The sequence below is a fragment of the Mesobacillus boroniphilus genome (genome assembly GCF_018424685.1).
Taxonomy (GTDB): Bacteria; Bacillota; Bacilli; order Bacillales; family Cytobacillaceae; genus Mesobacillus; species Mesobacillus boroniphilus_A.
In genome coordinates this window covers 1,947,492-1,962,033 of the sequence record NZ_QTKX01000001.1, presented here as the reverse complement: position 1 = coordinate 1,962,033, position 14,542 = coordinate 1,947,492, and the positions used below count along the sequence as shown (strand labels likewise).

Sequence of the window (14,542 nt, the reverse complement as noted above, 5' to 3'; positions counted from 1 at the left end):
ACGAGTATGAAATCTCTTGAAGAAAAAACATTGAAGACGGAGCATGTTTTTACCGGAAAGGTCATTAGCGTGCAAGTAGATGATGTAAAATTGCCAAATGGAAAAACATCAAAAAGGGAGATCGTCAAGCATCCAGGGGCAGTCGCGGTCATTCCGGTCACAGCTGATCATAAAATTATCATGGTTGAACAATATAGGAAGGCACTTGAAAGGACGATTATCGAGATTCCCGCAGGCAAGCTTGAGGCAGGTGAGAAGCCAGAAATTTGTGCTGCCCGTGAACTCGAAGAAGAGACGGGCTATGAATGCGCAAATATGGAATGGCTTATCTCTTTCTACACATCTCCAGGGTTCGCAGATGAAATCATTCATGTGTATAAAGCAACAGGGCTATCTAAAAAAGCTAATCCAGCAGCAGCGGATGAGGACGAATTTGTCAACTTGATAGAGATAACACTTGAAGAGGCGATCCAGCTTGTGAAAGAACAAAGGATCTTTGACGCAAAAACGGCATTTGCAGTACAGCACCTGCAATTGCAGGAGGCATTAGATAAGTAAATGCAAGAATACTTCGTTGACCTACACATTCATATTGGCAGGACGAAATCAGGCCGAGCTGTAAAAATCACCGGAGCAAAATCCCTGACGTTCAGCAATATCATCCGCCACGCCAGGGACTATAAAGGGTTGAATATGATAGGGGTCATTGATAGCCATTCACCAGAAGTCCTTGATGAAATGGAAGACTTGCTTAAAGCAGGTGAGCTGAAGGAACACCCTGAAGGCGGATTGAACTATGGTGGGATGAGTGTCATCCTTGGTTCCGAGCTTGAGATAAATGATGGAAGCACCCAAGGTCCTATCCATGTACTATGCTATCTGCCCAGCTTGCAATCGATGAGAACTTTTTCAAAATGGCTTGAAAACCACATGAAAAATATCCATTTAAGCTCTCAAAGAGTCTATATTGCTGGACGTGTTTTGCAAAAGAAGGTTAAGGATCTTGGAGGTATTTTTATTCCCGCTCATGTATTTACACCCTTCAAAAGTTTGTACGGAAAAGGGGTGATGAGTTCTCTTTCAGAGGTGTTTGATTCAGATATGATCGATGGAGTCGAATTGGGTTTAAGTTCAGATACACAAATGGCTGACCAGCTTGCTGAGCTTCACCAATATCCGTTTGTAACGAATTCCGACGCCCATTCTCTTGCGAAAATTGCGCGAGAATACCAGAAAATTGAAATGGTTGAGCCATCTTTCCGTGAGCTGAAACTTGCATTGAAACAATCGGAAGGCAGGGGGATCAAAGCAAATTACGGTCTGGATCCGCAGCTTGGAAAGTATCATCGTACAGTCTGTGGGGAATGCCTCGCATACAGTCCTACATTTGATGATGCGTGTACTGAATGCGGTTCTGTTAAAAAGGTGAAAGGTGTTGCCGACAGAATACAGGAACTAAGGTCTTCAGAGGGGAATCAGGAGGCAAGGCCGCCATATATCCACCAGGTGCCCCTCGAATTCATTCCAGGCCTTGGACCGAAAATGCTAGAAAAGCTTATGGACCATTTCGGTACAGAAATGGCCGTCCTTCATTCAGTGCCTCTCGATTCTTTAAAACAGGTCATTTCGGAAAGGACAGCCGTAACCATAGATAAGGCACGAAAAGGCCAGCTCGCCTTTCACGCAGGCGGAGGAGGCAAATACGGGAAAATAACAGATTAAAAAATCCGGTCCATTGGCCGTTTTTTTTCTATCTACCAAATTCAGTCATAGACTCCTTGTCCATGCATATGATGATAGTAACCAATATGCAGGAGGAAGAGAGATGAAGAAACGAAGGTACCAGGACGTCGCAGTAACCCATTTAAGAGAATATTCCTCAATCTATCTTTTTGTCATTGTCCTGTTTTTGATGGGAGTCATCTTTGGGGCAGTAATAGTGAACAGCCTCAGCTTCACTCAAAAAGAAGATTTATTCTATTATTTATCGCAATTTTTTGGCCAGGCTGCTTCTGGGAAAGTAGCAGACGGTAAGGATTTATTTTTGCAGAGCTTTTTACACAATGGAAAATTCATTGGACTAATCTGGATTCTCGGAGTATCAATCATAGGACTTCCCGTCATATTGATCCTGCTTTTCATGAAGGGGATGGTCGTTGGTTTCACAGTTGGCTTTCTCGTCAACCAAATGCAATGGGACGGGTTTCTGTTATCATTTGTTTCCATCCTGCCGCAAAACTTTATCATTATTCCAGTATTCATTATAACGGCAGCAATGGCGGTGACTTTTTCATTGAAAATGATCCGGAACCAATTCATGAAGAAAATCAACCAGCCGATTATGCCGCAGTTTTTTAGATATATCTTTTCATTTGTGGCCGCGCTTGTATTCCTGGCTGTGGCTGCAGGGGTGGAGGCATATTTATCACCGGCACTATTGAAAGCGGTCATCAACTCAATTAATTAAAATAATTTTTAAGTAATAATAACTATTGTTTCTTATTTGTAATAATTTTATTTTGAATCTCATTACCCTTCTGGTATAATAAAAGAACAGTGGCGGGGGAGTGAGAGTTATCGAAATGGAAAACAGAATTGAGAGAATCAAGAAACAGCTGCATTCGTCCAGCTATAAATTAACGCCGCAGCGTGAAGCTACCGTTCGCGTGTTGCTTGAACATGAAGAAGACCACTTGAGTGCGGAAGATGTTTATTTGCTTGTCAAAGAAAAATCTCCTGAAATCGGTTTGGCAACAGTATACCGGACACTTGAACTGCTGACTGAACTTAAAATTGTCGATAAAATCAACTTCGGGGACGGCGTATCTCGTTACGATCTCCGCCAGGAAGGCGCTGCCCATTTCCACCACCACCTTGTCTGCATCGAATGCGGAGCAGTGGATGAAATCCAGGACGACCTTCTTGAAGATGTGGAAGAAATCGTTGAAAGAGACTGGAAGTTTAAAATCAAAGACCACCGCCTGACTTTCCATGGTATTTGCCACAGATGCCAGGAAAAAGAAACGGCTGAAACTTAATGATCCCAAAACCCTTTTTCCAATGGAAAGAGGGTTTTTTATTTTCTATAAATGCACCAGGTTCAGGTATAATTCTTGTCCAAATTGGCATACAGATTAGTAAATAAGTAAAGTCGAATAGAACATGAGGCGACTATTAAAAAGAAGGCAGCGTTTGTTCTAAGTGTCGAGTTTGGAGGCAAGGAAAATGAAATCGTGGTTCGGATTGGTCCTGCATACATTAAAGGTGTTTATATTATTCACTGGATGCACAATCTTATTTTATTATGGTATCATGTGGATTAACGAAGAATATGAAAGCTATCATCGGTATGACGCGCCAGAGGGAGCAGCCATAAAGGTGTCAGGTACTTTTGACGAAGAAAAAGGAAGTATGTTTGAAAGGCTGATACTGTTTTATCTGAATGGAGAGTAATAAAATGGAAGACAGGCTCGACGACTTTATCCACTTTTTAGTTGTAGAAAAGGGACTTTCGAAAAACACGATCGTATCCTATAAACGAGATTTGAATAGCTATATCACATATCTGAAAAATGTTGAACAGCTTGGGGACTTTAATGGCGTGCAGCGCCCTCAGATTGTACATTTTCTAGGTCATTTGAAGGACACAGGCAAATCGTCAAAAACATTGGCAAGACATATAGCTTCGATTAGGGCATTCCATCATTTCCTGCTTCGGGAAAAGGCGGTTGACAATGATCCAACTGTCCACATCGAGAGCCCTCAGCATGAACGGTCCTTACCTAAGGTATTGAGCATGGAAGAGGTAGAAACACTTCTCGACAGCCCGAAGCTGACTGACCATTTTGGCTATCGAGATAAGGCGATGCTGGAAATGATGTATGCCACTGGGATCCGCGTGAGTGAGCTAATTGGGCTGAAATTATCTGATGTCCATCTGACAATGGGATTTGTCCGCTGCATGGGGAAAGGGAGCAAGGAAAGGATCATCCCGATTGGCAAAACAGCTTCTGATGCAATCGAGCAATACCTTGAAAAGGGCAGGCCAAAACTGGTGTCAAAAAAACATAAGGAAGACTCTTTATTTTTGAATCACCATGGGAAAGGCCTATCACGACAGGGTTTCTGGAAAATTCTCAAACGGCTTGCCACAGAAGCGGGGATTGAGAAAGAATTGACTCCGCACACAATGCGCCATTCATTTGCCACCCACCTGCTAGAAAATGGAGCAGATCTTCGTGCTGTGCAAGAAATGCTGGGTCATGCGGATATTTCGACAACACAAATTTATACGCATGTGACAAAGACGAGGTTAAAGGACGTTTATACAAAATTCCATCCCCGTGCCTGACAGCGGGGCGGTTTGATTTGTGCGTCATTAAATCAGCATGTTTACCCAATAGTAATAGTTTCATAGAATTGTCATAAAAGCCGGCTAAAAGTCGGCTTTTTTTCTTGTGTTTTTCATTTTATTTAGTAAAATGAAGATGTCAGACTTCTGACAAATGAAAACGCAAGCATTCGATTATCTGGAACAAAAAAGGGTATCATAAAATTGTAAATAGGTTAGTAACGCATTCACACTTTTAAGGAGGAGAAGGAATGTCGAATACATATAAAAGAGTATTTTTAATCGTCATGGATTCAGTCGGGATCGGAGAAGCACCAGACGCGGAAAAGTTTGGGGATAAAGGTTCCCATACACTGGGCCATATCGGAGAAAAAATGAACGGATTGAACATGCCCAACATGGGCAAACTCGGCCTTAGCAATATCGAGGAAATCAAAGGTATCGCACCTGCTGACAAGCCACTGGCATATTATACAAAGATGGAAGAGGCTTCTAACGGAAAAGATACAATGACAGGACACTGGGAAATCATGGGCCTGAATATCCAGACGCCATTCCAGGTGTTCCCTGATGGGTTCCCGGATGAGTTGATAGCTGAACTCGAATCACGTACCGGCAGGAAGGTTATCGGCAACAAACCAGCAAGCGGAACTGAAATCCTTGTGGAGCTAGGCGAAGAGCATATGAAGACAGGCGCGCTAATCGTATATACATCTGCTGATTCAGTTCTGCAGATTGCTGCTCATGAAGAAATCATTCCAATAGAAGAGCTTTATGATATTTGTAAAATTGCAAGAGAACTGACACTTGATGAAAAATACATGGTCGGCAGAGTCATTGCAAGACCTTTTGAGGGCGAACCAGGCGATTTCAAACGTACTTCCAATCGCCATGACTATGCGCTGAAGCCATTCGGCAGAACAGTAATGAACGAGTTGAAGGATGCTGAACTAGATGTGTTGGCTATTGGAAAGATTTCTGATATCTATGACGGTGAAGGGATAACTGAATCACTGCGTACTGTGTCAAATATGGACGGTATGGATAAGTTGCTTCAAACTTTAGATCAGGACTTCACAGGATTAAGCTTCCTGAATCTTGTTGATTTTGATGCATTGTTCGGACATCGCCGCGATCCAGAAGGATATGGAAAGGCGCTAGAAGAATATGATGCACGACTTCCTGAAGTATTTGAGAAATTGAAAGAAGATGACCTTCTTATCATTACAGCGGACCACGGCAATGATCCGGTTCACCAAGGAACAGATCACACACGTGAATACGTGCCGCTCCTTGTTTACTCAAAGGGAATGAGTGAAGGAAAAGAACTGCCTGTCCGTAAAACATTTGCTGATATTGGTGCAACTGTAGCAGAAAACTTTAATGTGAAAATGCCTGAACATGGCACTAGCTTCCTCAAGGAATTGAAATAAGGAGTGGAATTCATGGATTACAATCAAATTCAAACAGCAGCATCTTTTATTAATGAAAAGCTTAAGCAGCAGCCAATAATCGGGTTGATTCTTGGTTCTGGACTGGGTGTTCTTGCTGATGACATCGAAAACCCGGTTAAGATTCCTTACAACGAGATCCCGGGCTTCCCGGTTTCCACTGTAGAAGGCCACGCAGGACAGTTGGTTTGCGGACAGCTTAGTGGTGTGGAAGTAATCGCAATGCAAGGACGTTTCCATTATTACGAAGGCTATAGCATGGATAAGGTTACTTTCCCGGTGCGCGTCATGAAAGAACTTGGAATTGAAAAACTGATCGTTACGAACGCCGCTGGCGGTGTGAATGAGAGTTTTGAGCCTGGAGATTTAGTGATTATTACAGACCATATCAATAATATGGGAACAAATCCGTTGATCGGGCCAAACGATTCGCGTTTTGGCGTACGTTTCCCGGATATGAGCGAAGCATACTCTAAGAACTTAAGAAAAGTTGCTAAAGAAGTAGCTGACAAGAACAACCTCCAGATTAAAGAGGGTGTGTATGTCGGTAATCCGGGACCGGTTTACGAAACGCCTGCTGAAGTGAGGATGATTCGTACCATGGGCGGAGACGCAGTCGGAATGTCCACAGTACCAGAAGTCATTGTAGCAAGGCACTCAGGGTTGGAAGTGCTCGGCATTTCCTGCATCTCAAATATGGCAGCCGGAATCCTCGATCAGCCATTAAGCCATGATGAAGTAATTGAAACGACTGAAAAAGTGAAATCAAGCTTCCTTTTACTAGTGAATGAAATTGTGAAGAAGATAGGGGAAAAATAATCAATAGCTTCCCGGCTAAATACTGATAAGTGGTGATAATGATGAGAATGGTTGACGTTATAGAGAAAAAGCGAGACGGACATGAATTATCAACTGAAGAAATTCAATTTTTTATTGATGGCTATACAGCAGGCTCGATTCCTGATTATCAGATAAGTGCGCTGACAATGGCGATTTTCTTTCAAGGAATGACGGAGAAAGAACGTGCAGATCTTACGATGGCAATGGTGAAGTCTGGTGATCAAATTGACCTTTCTGCAATAGAAGGCGTTAAGGTCGACAAACACTCTACTGGCGGTGTGGGCGATACAACAACTCTTGTATTAGGTCCATTAGTTGCAGCTTTAGGTGTTCCAGTAGCAAAAATGTCTGGACGCGGCCTTGGTCATACAGGCGGAACAATCGATAAGCTTGAGGCAGTTGAAGGGTTCCATGTCGAAATCGACAATGAGGAATTCATCAATCTAGTGAATAAAAATAAAATTGCGGTAATCGGCCAAAGCGGAAACTTAACTCCGGCTGATAAAAAGCTTTATTCATTGCGTGATGTAACCGCAACAGTAGACAGTATCCCGCTCATCGCCAGCTCAATCATGAGCAAGAAGATTGCCGCAGGGGCTGACGCGATTGTCCTGGATGTTAAAACAGGTGCAGGCGCATTCATGAAGACTATCGAAGATTCACGTGAACTGGCTAAAGCGATGGTAGGCATCGGTAATAATGTTGGCCGCAGGACTATGGCTGTTATTTCAGATATGAGCCAGCCCCTCGGGTTTGCAATCGGTAATGCTTTAGAGGTCAAGGAAGCAATTGATACATTGAAGGGTGAAGGCCCAGAAGACCTTACAGAACTTTGCTTGACGCTTGGAAGCCACATGGTATTCCTTGCTGGCAAAGCTGAGTCTCTTGGAGAAGCACGCAGCAAGCTAGAAGAAGTAATCAAGAACGGGTCCGCTCTTGAAACATTCAAAGTATTCCTGGCATCTCAGGGCGGCGATGCTTCTGTTGTTGATGATCCAAGCAAGCTTCCTCAGGCAAAGTACAAGTTCGAACTTGAAGCGAAAGAAGCAGGCTATGTTTCAGAAATCGTAGCTGATGAAGTTGGAACTGCTGCAATGCTTCTAGGTGCAGGAAGAGCGACGAAGGAATCTGAAATCGATTTGGCAGTAGGCCTTCTGCTTCGCAAGAAAATTGGCGATAAGGTAGAAAAGGGTGAATCGCTCCTGACCATCTACAGTAATTTCGAGGACGTTAATGAAGTAAAAGAAATGCTGTATGAAAATATCAAGATCTCAAGCGAACATGTCGATGCGCCAATTTTGGTGCACGAAGAAATTACAGAATAATTATGAAGCATAGGAAGCGAAGAGGAGACTCTTCGCTTTTTTGTGTGCAAAAATAACGGATTTATATACCTTGTCTGTATAAAATTGGATTCATTGGAAAAAATAAACCCTATAAAGATAGGAGGGTTATGGCCATGAATCTGAAAAAGTTAACGAGTGTACTGCTTGTTTTTATGATGGGCGCTGTAGTTATATCCCCGAAAGGATATGCCAATGAAGGAGACCCGGGACTGGCAGACGATGCGAGTTCAGCTATTTTGATTGAACGTGACACTGGTCAGGTTCTTTTTGATAAGAACAGTCATGAAAAGCTTCCACCAGCAAGTATGACCAAAATCATGACGATGCTTTTGATCATGGAAGCACTCGATGAAGGAAGGCTGAAAATGGACGAAAAAGTCCGAGCCAGTGAATACGCAGCTTCAATGGGTGGTTCACAAATATTCCTCGAGGCAGGAGAAGAAATGACCGTCGAGCAATTGCTTAAAGGAATCGCAATTGGTTCCGGAAACGATGCTTCAGTTGCAATGGCTGAACGTATAGGCGGCTCCGAAGAAGCATTCGTAAAAATGATGAATGATAAAGTAAAGGAACTTGGCCTGAAGAATTCAGTTTTCAAGAACACCACCGGATTGCCTGTCGATGGCCATTACAGCTCGGCATATGACATGGCGATGATGGCAAAAGAATTGTTGAAGTACGAAAAAATAACGAAGTTCACAGGAAGGTATGAAGATTATCTTCGTGAGGATACTGATAAGAAATTCTGGCTGGTTAATACTAATAAGCTCGTTCGTTTTTATCCAGGAGTGGATGGCCTGAAAACAGGTTTTACGAATGAAGCAAAATATTGCCTGACTGCTACAGCACAAAAGGATGGTATGCGTGCGATTGCGGTCGTGTTTGGAGCACCAACCTCCAAGGTCAGAAATGCTCAAGTAACAAAAATGCTGGACTATGCTTTCAGTCAATATCAGACACATCCTATGTTCAAGAAAGGACATCCACTAGGAAAAGCAGTGATCAGCAAAGGTGACAAGAAGACAATAAATGCTGTTACATCTGAAAGTGTATCCCTCCTAACCAAAAAAGGAGCAGACGTAAAGGACGTAAAGCAAAAAATCACTTTGAATAAAAGCCTGAAAGCACCCGTAGAAAAAGGCGACAGGGTAGGCACTTTGAAGCTGGTCAAAGACGGAAAAACCCTTGCGGAAACACCTCTTGTTGCCGATGCAACAGTGGAAAAAGCCAGTTGGTGGATCTTATACAAACGCTCATTCGGTATGTTCACGCGGGCCGGTAGCCAACAATAAGATGAATTTCCGCACTGGATTGTCGAAAACACTGCCATTCCATCAAGTTTTATCGAATAGGCACTAGTTTTGTTCTTAAGAAGGATTTGGCTGAATCAATGGAGAATTTGACTCACTATACCAGATAAGGAGGCTTTGGATAGTGAGTCTTAACATTGATATGGAAGTGAAGCATGATGTCTTATTGATTCGAGTTAGTGGTGAATTGGATCACCATACAGCAGAACAGCTTCGCGAGCAGGCAACAAAAGCCCTTGAGAACGGAGAAGTCCGCCACATTGTCTTGAACCTCGAACAACTCACCTTTATGGATAGTTCGGGTCTTGGTGTAATTTTAGGAAGATATAAACAAATCAAGCAGCTTCACGGAGAAATGGTTGTGTGCGCAATCTCTCCGCCAATCAAGAGGTTATTTGATATGTCGGGATTATTCAAGATTATCCGTCTTGAACCGACAGAAGAATATGCATTAGAGAGATTGGGGGTTGCTTGATTCATGAAAAATGAGATGAATCTTCATTTTAGCGCTTTAAGCCAGAACGAATCTTTTGCCCGCGTGACGGTCGCTGCCTTCATTGCGCAGCTGGACCCTACGATGGACGAACTGACTGAAATCAAGACAGTAGTATCGGAAGCTGTAACGAACGCTATTATTCACGGATATGAAAGCAACCCAGATGGAAAAGTGTTTATTTCCGTGCAGCTCGAGGATGGAACGGTGGAAATGCTGATTAAGGACGAAGGAATTGGGATTCCGGATATCGATGAAGCCATGCAGCCACTTTATACATCTAAGCCTGAGCTTGAAAGGTCCGGTATGGGCTTTACGATTATGGAAAATTTCATGGACGAAGTACAAGTGAGATCAGAGCCCGGCTTTGGGACAGAGATTCGTTTGAAAAAGCACCTGTCAAAGAGCAAAGCACTGTGCAATTAAGGGAGTTCTGCTTATGGATGTGGAGGTAAAAAAGGATAATAACCAAACGTATCTTAAGGACCATGAAGTCAAAGAACTGATTTTGAGAAGCCAGCAAGGAGACCAGGCTGCCAGGGATTTGATCGTCCAGAAAAACATGCGCCTCGTATGGTCTGTCGTCCAGCGCTTCCTTAACAGGGGATATGAACCTGACGACCTGTTCCAGATTGGCAGCATCGGCCTCTTGAAATCAGTTGATAAATTTGACCTCTCCTATGACGTGAAGTTTTCGACGTATGCCGTTCCAATGATCATTGGTGAAATCCAACGTTTCATCAGGGATGACGGTACCGTAAAAGTAAGCAGGTCGTTAAAAGAAACAGGCAATAAAATCAGGAAAGCGAAGGATGAGCTTTCCAAAACATTGGGCAGGGTACCAACTGTCAATGAAATCGCCGAGTTTCTGGAAATTTCGCCTGAAGATGTGATCATGGCACAAGAAGCCAGCCGCAGTCCTGCATCCATCCATGAAACGGTGTACGAAAACGACGGCGACCCAATTACCCTGCTAGACCAGATTGATAACGGGGAAGAAGGCCGATGGTTCGATAAAATCGCGTTAAAAGAGGCAATAAACGAACTGGATGAACGGGAAAGGCTAATTGTTTATTTAAGATATTATAAGGACCAGACTCAATCCGAGGTCGCAAGCCGCCTGGGAATCTCCCAGGTCCAGGTCTCACGCCTCGAAAAGAAAATACTGCAGCAAATGAAAGGCCGTATGGATCTTTGAATCCATATGGCTTTTTTTTATTTAAGAGGTAACCAATGCCGATTTCTCCATTGCCCAAAAATTGCCGAGAAAAGGAAAAAGGGTAAAAGAAGAAGCCTGCTTTGCCCGAAAATCGCCCGGAAAGGAAAAAGGTAAAAGCAGGAGGATAGGAGCCTGAGGGAAAAAGTACCTAATGCATCCTATTGATACCTAAAGTATTTAGATAACGGAAAATGCAGCAATCAATGCACCTGTTATCTTAACCAATTATTGGACTTCATGAAAAAACTGTAGGAATCCATACTAAATATACGAGGAAAACAATGTGTTGGAAGTGAATCTGATGGAAAAAACGATTTATATCCGCATGCGAAATCGCGTCCAGGTCAAGCCTGAGGAGTCACTGTTGTTGAAGGATATAGCACAGATCATTGCCAGTGAGGATATATATGAAGATTTGGCTGCACTTCCAGTCCTGAAAATCTCGCCGAAGGATCATATCCACATTGTTGATGTCATGAAGGTCATTCATTTTATCACAGAGATATATCCGGATTATGACGTCCAGGCTGTTGGGCCGCCGCAAACGATTATCGAGGTGATTTACAAGAAAAAAGGAATGTCGATCCCATTCTTTATCCTCGTCTGGTTCCTATTATTTTTCGGAGCAGCGTTGACCATTATGAATTTCCATGAAGATGTCAGTATGCAAGCGGTCCATGAGCGGCTTTATTACATGATGACCGGAAAAAAAGTTGAGAAGCCTCTATTATTCCAAATTCCTTATTCAATAGGAATTGGGGTAGGCATGATCCTATTTTTTAACCATGTTTTTAAAAAGAGACTTAATGAAGAGCCCAGTCCTCTCGAAGTTGAAATGTTTAACTACCAGCAATCTCTTGACCAATATGTAATCTTACATGAAAACAAGGAAAGCGTGAAGCATATAGATGACGATTAGTATCTTATTTATCATTCTTGTTGGACTGGCGAGTGGCCTTGCGGTAGGGTCTGGATTTGTTGCATTCTTGTCCGTTCTAGGAGTGATTCCTAGACTCACACAGCTCACGAAAACGATGAAATTGATTTCCTGGTATGAATGGTCTGTTGTCCTTGGTGCTTTGTTGGGAACTGTCGGCAGCCTAAGGGATCCGCTGCTCAGTTTTTCACCACTTGTTACCATCCCGCTTGGACTGGCGGGCGGCATATTTGTAGGAATGCTGGCTGCGGCGTTGACAGAGGTCCTGAATGTACTGCCGATTCTCGCCAAAAGAGTCAGGGTGGATGACAAGCTTGAGACATTGCTGATGGCAATAGTGCTGGGAAAAGTTTTCGGCTCATTATTTCATTGGATTTACTTCATAGGACGATAATAAAAGTGCTTTACATTCGAGCGACAATTTTTTTAATGTACGAAAATTGAGCAGCAGAAAGGACGGCAAAGAATGGCCGAGAAAAGGAAGGTAATCTTAATTACAGATGGTGATGATTATGCCCGGCGTGCGGTTGAGCGTGTAGCTGCAGATGTTGGCGGACGGTGCATCTCTCTTTCACATGGCAATCCTTCCGTCCTTTCTGGGCCGCACCTGGTGAAATTAATCAAGAAAGCAGTTAATGACCCTGTATTGGTCATGTTCGATGATAGTGGTTATCTTGGAGAAGGCGCAGGAGAAAAGGCGCTGAAATACGTAGCTGAGCATGAAGACATTGAGGTGCTCGGTGCTATTGCGGTCGCTTCAAAAACGCATATGGCTGAATGGAGCCGTGTAGATTTTTGTATAGATCGAGATGGTGAACTTACAGCCTATGGTGTTGACAAACATGGTGTTCCAGAGCTTGAAATAGGTAGGATTAATGGAGATACAGTGTACTGTTTGGATACACTTGACGTCCCCTTAATAATCGGGATAGGTGATATCGGTAAAATGGCAAGGCGTGACCACTATAAATTAGGTTCACCAATTACGAAGAAAGCAGTGGAAATCATCCTTGAAAGGAGCGGATTCTATGCCAAAGAAGAATGACAAGCTGCCGATCCCGCAATCATTGGACGAAGCTGAAAAGTATATGAAAGAACATATTGGCCTGGAAGACAGTTTTGATTTAGGTGTCAGAAAGCTGAAAATCCTCAAAAAAGATGTTCATTTTTATTATGTGAATGGGTTATGCGATACGAGCTTCATCGTACATATCGTTGAAGAACTGGTGGATATCAATGATAACGAAAAGCTCTCCACCCATCTGCAAGCGATCGTTGAGAATAGGATTACCCACCAGTCCGTCCAGAAAATTGAAACGATGGATGAGCTTGTCGACCAGGTTCTTTCAGGCCTTATTGTCATATTGGTTGAAGGTGAAAAAACTGGCTTGGTGGTAGATGTCAGAAGCTACCCTGGAAGACAGCCCCAGGAGCCAGATACCGAAAAGGTTGTGCGCGGATCCCGTGATGGCTTTGTTGAAAATATCATTGTCAACACAGCTTTGACAAGAAGGCGAATCAGGGATGAAAATCTGCGTTTCGAAATGATGAAGGTAGGAGAAAGGTCGAAAACAGACGTTGCCATCGGATATATAAAAGATATCGCAAATCCTGGCTTAATCGATGTCATTAAAAAGGAACTCAATTCAATTAAAATAGACGGTATTACGATGGCAGATAAAACAATTGAGGAATTTCTTGTAAAACAAGGTTATAATCCTTACCCGCTCGTAAGGTACACGGAGCGTGCAGACGTGGCTGCAACCCATCTGCTTGAAGGGCATGTTCTAATTTATGTCGATACATCTCCGAGTGTCATCATTACGCCAACGACCTTTTTCCACCATCTTCAGCATGCAGAAGAGTACAGGCAATCGCCTGGTGTCGGTACAATGGTTCGATGGATACGATTCCTTGGGGTGCTAGCAGCACTATTACTTTTGCCGTTATGGTACTTATTTGTGCAAAATCCAGAACTGCTGCCTGAAAAAATTTCATTTATTGGGCCTAATGAGGATTCCAATATTCCGATTTTCTTGCAAATCATGCTTGCAGATGGAGGGATTGAATTCCTGAGAATGGCGGCCATCCATACACCGACCCCGCTTTCCACAGCTATGGGTTTAATCGCTGCAGTCCTGATAGGGCAAATCGCAATCGATGTAGGGATGTTCGTGCCGGAAGTCATCCTTTATGTGGCTGTGGCAGCAATCGGAACTTATGCGACACCAAGTTATGAACTTAGTATAGCGAACAAGATAGGCAGGGTGTTCCTGCTAATCTCGACTGCGATATTCAATGTCCCGGGATTTGTAGCAGGAACCACGGTTTGGCTGCTTTTGCTTGCTAGTATTAAATCATTGAATACTCCCTACCTATGGCCATTCATTCCTTTTCATCCTGCCGCGTTTATGCAGATTTTGATCAGGAGGGCTGTTCCCGGGTCGAAAATCCGGCCAAGTATTGTCCATGCAAGGAATCGCTACAAGCAGCCTTCAAAATCTTGACTATGTTCCAATTGCGCGTTCCCTCAAATTATGGTAAAGTGTTTTTAATTTACTAAAGACTTAAAGCGAAAAGTAAATAGACAGTTCA

General features: G+C 43.2%; 17 protein-coding genes. All 17 read left to right on the top strand.

The features are described from left to right. Nucleotides 1–6: 6 nt before the first annotated feature. The 17 genes from DYI25_RS10060 (at nucleotide 7) to DYI25_RS09980 (ending at nucleotide 14,454) form a co-directional block, all read left to right on the top strand. Entirely contained in the window at nucleotides 7–558 is a 552-nt protein-coding gene (locus tag DYI25_RS10060) for an NUDIX hydrolase (RefSeq protein ID WP_213368384.1), read from the top strand. After that, a complete protein-coding gene (locus DYI25_RS10055; RefSeq protein WP_213368382.1) occupies nucleotides 559–1,722 on the top strand; it encodes an endonuclease Q family protein in 1,164 nt (387 codons plus the stop codon). A gap of 103 nt (nucleotides 1,723–1,825) precedes the next feature. Beyond that, nucleotides 1,826–2,467, top strand: a complete 642-nt coding sequence (gene spoIIM / locus DYI25_RS10050; RefSeq protein WP_023627454.1) for a stage II sporulation protein M — start codon at nucleotides 1,826–1,828, stop codon at nucleotides 2,465–2,467. A 115-nt stretch (nucleotides 2,468–2,582) separates the two neighbouring features. Further along, on the top strand, nucleotides 2,583–3,038 hold the full coding sequence (locus DYI25_RS10045) for a Fur family transcriptional regulator (protein ID WP_213368380.1): 456 nt from the start codon (nucleotides 2,583–2,585) through the stop codon (nucleotides 3,036–3,038). Between the two features lie 187 nt (nucleotides 3,039–3,225). After that, nucleotides 3,226–3,453, top strand: a complete 228-nt coding sequence (locus DYI25_RS10040; RefSeq protein WP_213368378.1) for a YqzK family protein — start codon at nucleotides 3,226–3,228, stop codon at nucleotides 3,451–3,453. 4 nt (nucleotides 3,454–3,457) lie between these two features. Continuing rightward, nucleotides 3,458–4,351, top strand: a complete 894-nt coding sequence (gene xerD, locus DYI25_RS10035) for a site-specific tyrosine recombinase XerD (RefSeq protein ID WP_213368376.1) — start codon at nucleotides 3,458–3,460, stop codon at nucleotides 4,349–4,351. Between the two features lie 251 nt (nucleotides 4,352–4,602). Next, nucleotides 4,603–5,784, top strand: coding sequence for a phosphopentomutase (gene deoB, locus DYI25_RS10030; protein ID WP_213368374.1), 1,182 nt, complete (start codon nucleotides 4,603–4,605; stop codon nucleotides 5,782–5,784). A 12-nt stretch (nucleotides 5,785–5,796) separates the two neighbouring features. Next, nucleotides 5,797–6,621 carry a purine-nucleoside phosphorylase gene (locus tag DYI25_RS10025; protein ID WP_213368371.1) on the top strand — a complete coding sequence of 275 codons (825 nt, stop codon included), beginning with the start codon at nucleotides 5,797–5,799 and terminating at the stop codon, nucleotides 6,619–6,621. A gap of 41 nt (nucleotides 6,622–6,662) precedes the next feature. Next, nucleotides 6,663–7,967 carry a pyrimidine-nucleoside phosphorylase gene (locus tag DYI25_RS10020; protein ID WP_213369538.1) on the top strand — a complete coding sequence of 435 codons (1,305 nt, stop codon included), beginning with the start codon at nucleotides 6,663–6,665 and terminating at the stop codon, nucleotides 7,965–7,967. Between the two features lie 140 nt (nucleotides 7,968–8,107). Continuing rightward, nucleotides 8,108–9,280, top strand: coding sequence for a D-alanyl-D-alanine carboxypeptidase family protein (locus DYI25_RS10015; protein ID WP_274609514.1), 1,173 nt, complete (start codon nucleotides 8,108–8,110; stop codon nucleotides 9,278–9,280). Between the two features lie 142 nt (nucleotides 9,281–9,422). After that, nucleotides 9,423–9,773 (top strand): anti-sigma F factor antagonist, encoded by a 351-nt coding sequence (gene spoIIAA / locus DYI25_RS10010; RefSeq protein WP_213368367.1) that lies wholly within the window; start codon nucleotides 9,423–9,425, stop codon nucleotides 9,771–9,773. A gap of 3 nt (nucleotides 9,774–9,776) precedes the next feature. After that, nucleotides 9,777–10,217, top strand: coding sequence for an anti-sigma F factor (spoIIAB, locus tag DYI25_RS10005; RefSeq protein WP_213368366.1), 441 nt, complete (start codon nucleotides 9,777–9,779; stop codon nucleotides 10,215–10,217). A gap of 13 nt (nucleotides 10,218–10,230) precedes the next feature. Further along, on the top strand, nucleotides 10,231–10,989 hold the full coding sequence (sigF, locus tag DYI25_RS10000; protein WP_213368364.1) for an RNA polymerase sporulation sigma factor SigF: 759 nt from the start codon (nucleotides 10,231–10,233) through the stop codon (nucleotides 10,987–10,989). Nucleotides 10,990–11,311: 322 nt separating this feature from the next. After that, a complete protein-coding gene (locus DYI25_RS09995; RefSeq protein ID WP_213368362.1) occupies nucleotides 11,312–11,929 on the top strand; it encodes a stage V sporulation protein AA in 618 nt (205 codons plus the stop codon). After that, complete coding sequence (locus tag DYI25_RS09990) at nucleotides 11,919–12,341, top strand: stage V sporulation protein AB (protein ID WP_213368360.1); 423 nt, start codon at nucleotides 11,919–11,921, stop codon at nucleotides 12,339–12,341. The genes DYI25_RS09995 and DYI25_RS09990 overlap by 11 nt, the downstream gene beginning before the upstream one ends. 72 nt (nucleotides 12,342–12,413) lie before the next feature. Then, the gene (locus tag DYI25_RS09985; protein ID WP_213368358.1) at nucleotides 12,414–12,992 is read left to right on the top strand and encodes a stage V sporulation protein AE; all 579 of its coding nucleotides are present in this window, start codon (nucleotides 12,414–12,416) and stop codon (nucleotides 12,990–12,992) included. After that, on the top strand, nucleotides 12,976–14,454 hold the full coding sequence (locus DYI25_RS09980) for a spore germination protein (RefSeq protein ID WP_213368356.1): 1,479 nt from the start codon (nucleotides 12,976–12,978) through the stop codon (nucleotides 14,452–14,454). Before DYI25_RS09985 ends, DYI25_RS09980 begins: the two co-directional genes overlap by 17 nt. Nucleotides 14,455–14,542 lie beyond the last annotated feature (88 nt).

What these genes read in the sequence shown, in the direction of transcription:
- DYI25_RS10060 (WP_213368384.1), top strand. Translation starts at nt 7, where the DNA reads ATGAAATCTCTTGAAGAAAAAACATTGAAGACGGAGCATGTTTTTACC.
- DYI25_RS10055 (WP_213368382.1), top strand. Translation starts at nt 559, where the DNA reads ATGCAAGAATACTTCGTTGACCTACACATTCATATTGGCAGGACGAAA.
- spoIIM (WP_023627454.1), top strand. Translation starts at nt 1,826, where the DNA reads ATGAAGAAACGAAGGTACCAGGACGTCGCAGTAACCCATTTAAGAGAA.
- DYI25_RS10045 (WP_213368380.1), top strand. Translation starts at nt 2,583, where the DNA reads ATGGAAAACAGAATTGAGAGAATCAAGAAACAGCTGCATTCGTCCAGC.
- DYI25_RS10040 (WP_213368378.1), top strand. Translation starts at nt 3,226, where the DNA reads ATGAAATCGTGGTTCGGATTGGTCCTGCATACATTAAAGGTGTTTATA.
- xerD (WP_213368376.1), top strand. Translation starts at nt 3,458, where the DNA reads ATGGAAGACAGGCTCGACGACTTTATCCACTTTTTAGTTGTAGAAAAG.
- deoB (WP_213368374.1), top strand. Translation starts at nt 4,603, where the DNA reads ATGTCGAATACATATAAAAGAGTATTTTTAATCGTCATGGATTCAGTC.
- DYI25_RS10025 (WP_213368371.1), top strand. Translation starts at nt 5,797, where the DNA reads ATGGATTACAATCAAATTCAAACAGCAGCATCTTTTATTAATGAAAAG.
- DYI25_RS10020 (WP_213369538.1), top strand. Translation starts at nt 6,663, where the DNA reads ATGAGAATGGTTGACGTTATAGAGAAAAAGCGAGACGGACATGAATTA.
- spoIIAB (WP_213368366.1), top strand. Translation starts at nt 9,777, where the DNA reads ATGAAAAATGAGATGAATCTTCATTTTAGCGCTTTAAGCCAGAACGAA.
- sigF (WP_213368364.1), top strand. Translation starts at nt 10,231, where the DNA reads ATGGATGTGGAGGTAAAAAAGGATAATAACCAAACGTATCTTAAGGAC.
- DYI25_RS09995 (WP_213368362.1), top strand. Translation starts at nt 11,312, where the DNA reads ATGGAAAAAACGATTTATATCCGCATGCGAAATCGCGTCCAGGTCAAG.
- DYI25_RS09990 (WP_213368360.1), top strand. Translation starts at nt 11,919, where the DNA reads ATGACGATTAGTATCTTATTTATCATTCTTGTTGGACTGGCGAGTGGC.
- DYI25_RS09985 (WP_213368358.1), top strand. Translation starts at nt 12,414, where the DNA reads ATGGCCGAGAAAAGGAAGGTAATCTTAATTACAGATGGTGATGATTAT.
- DYI25_RS09980 (WP_213368356.1), top strand. Translation starts at nt 12,976, where the DNA reads ATGCCAAAGAAGAATGACAAGCTGCCGATCCCGCAATCATTGGACGAA.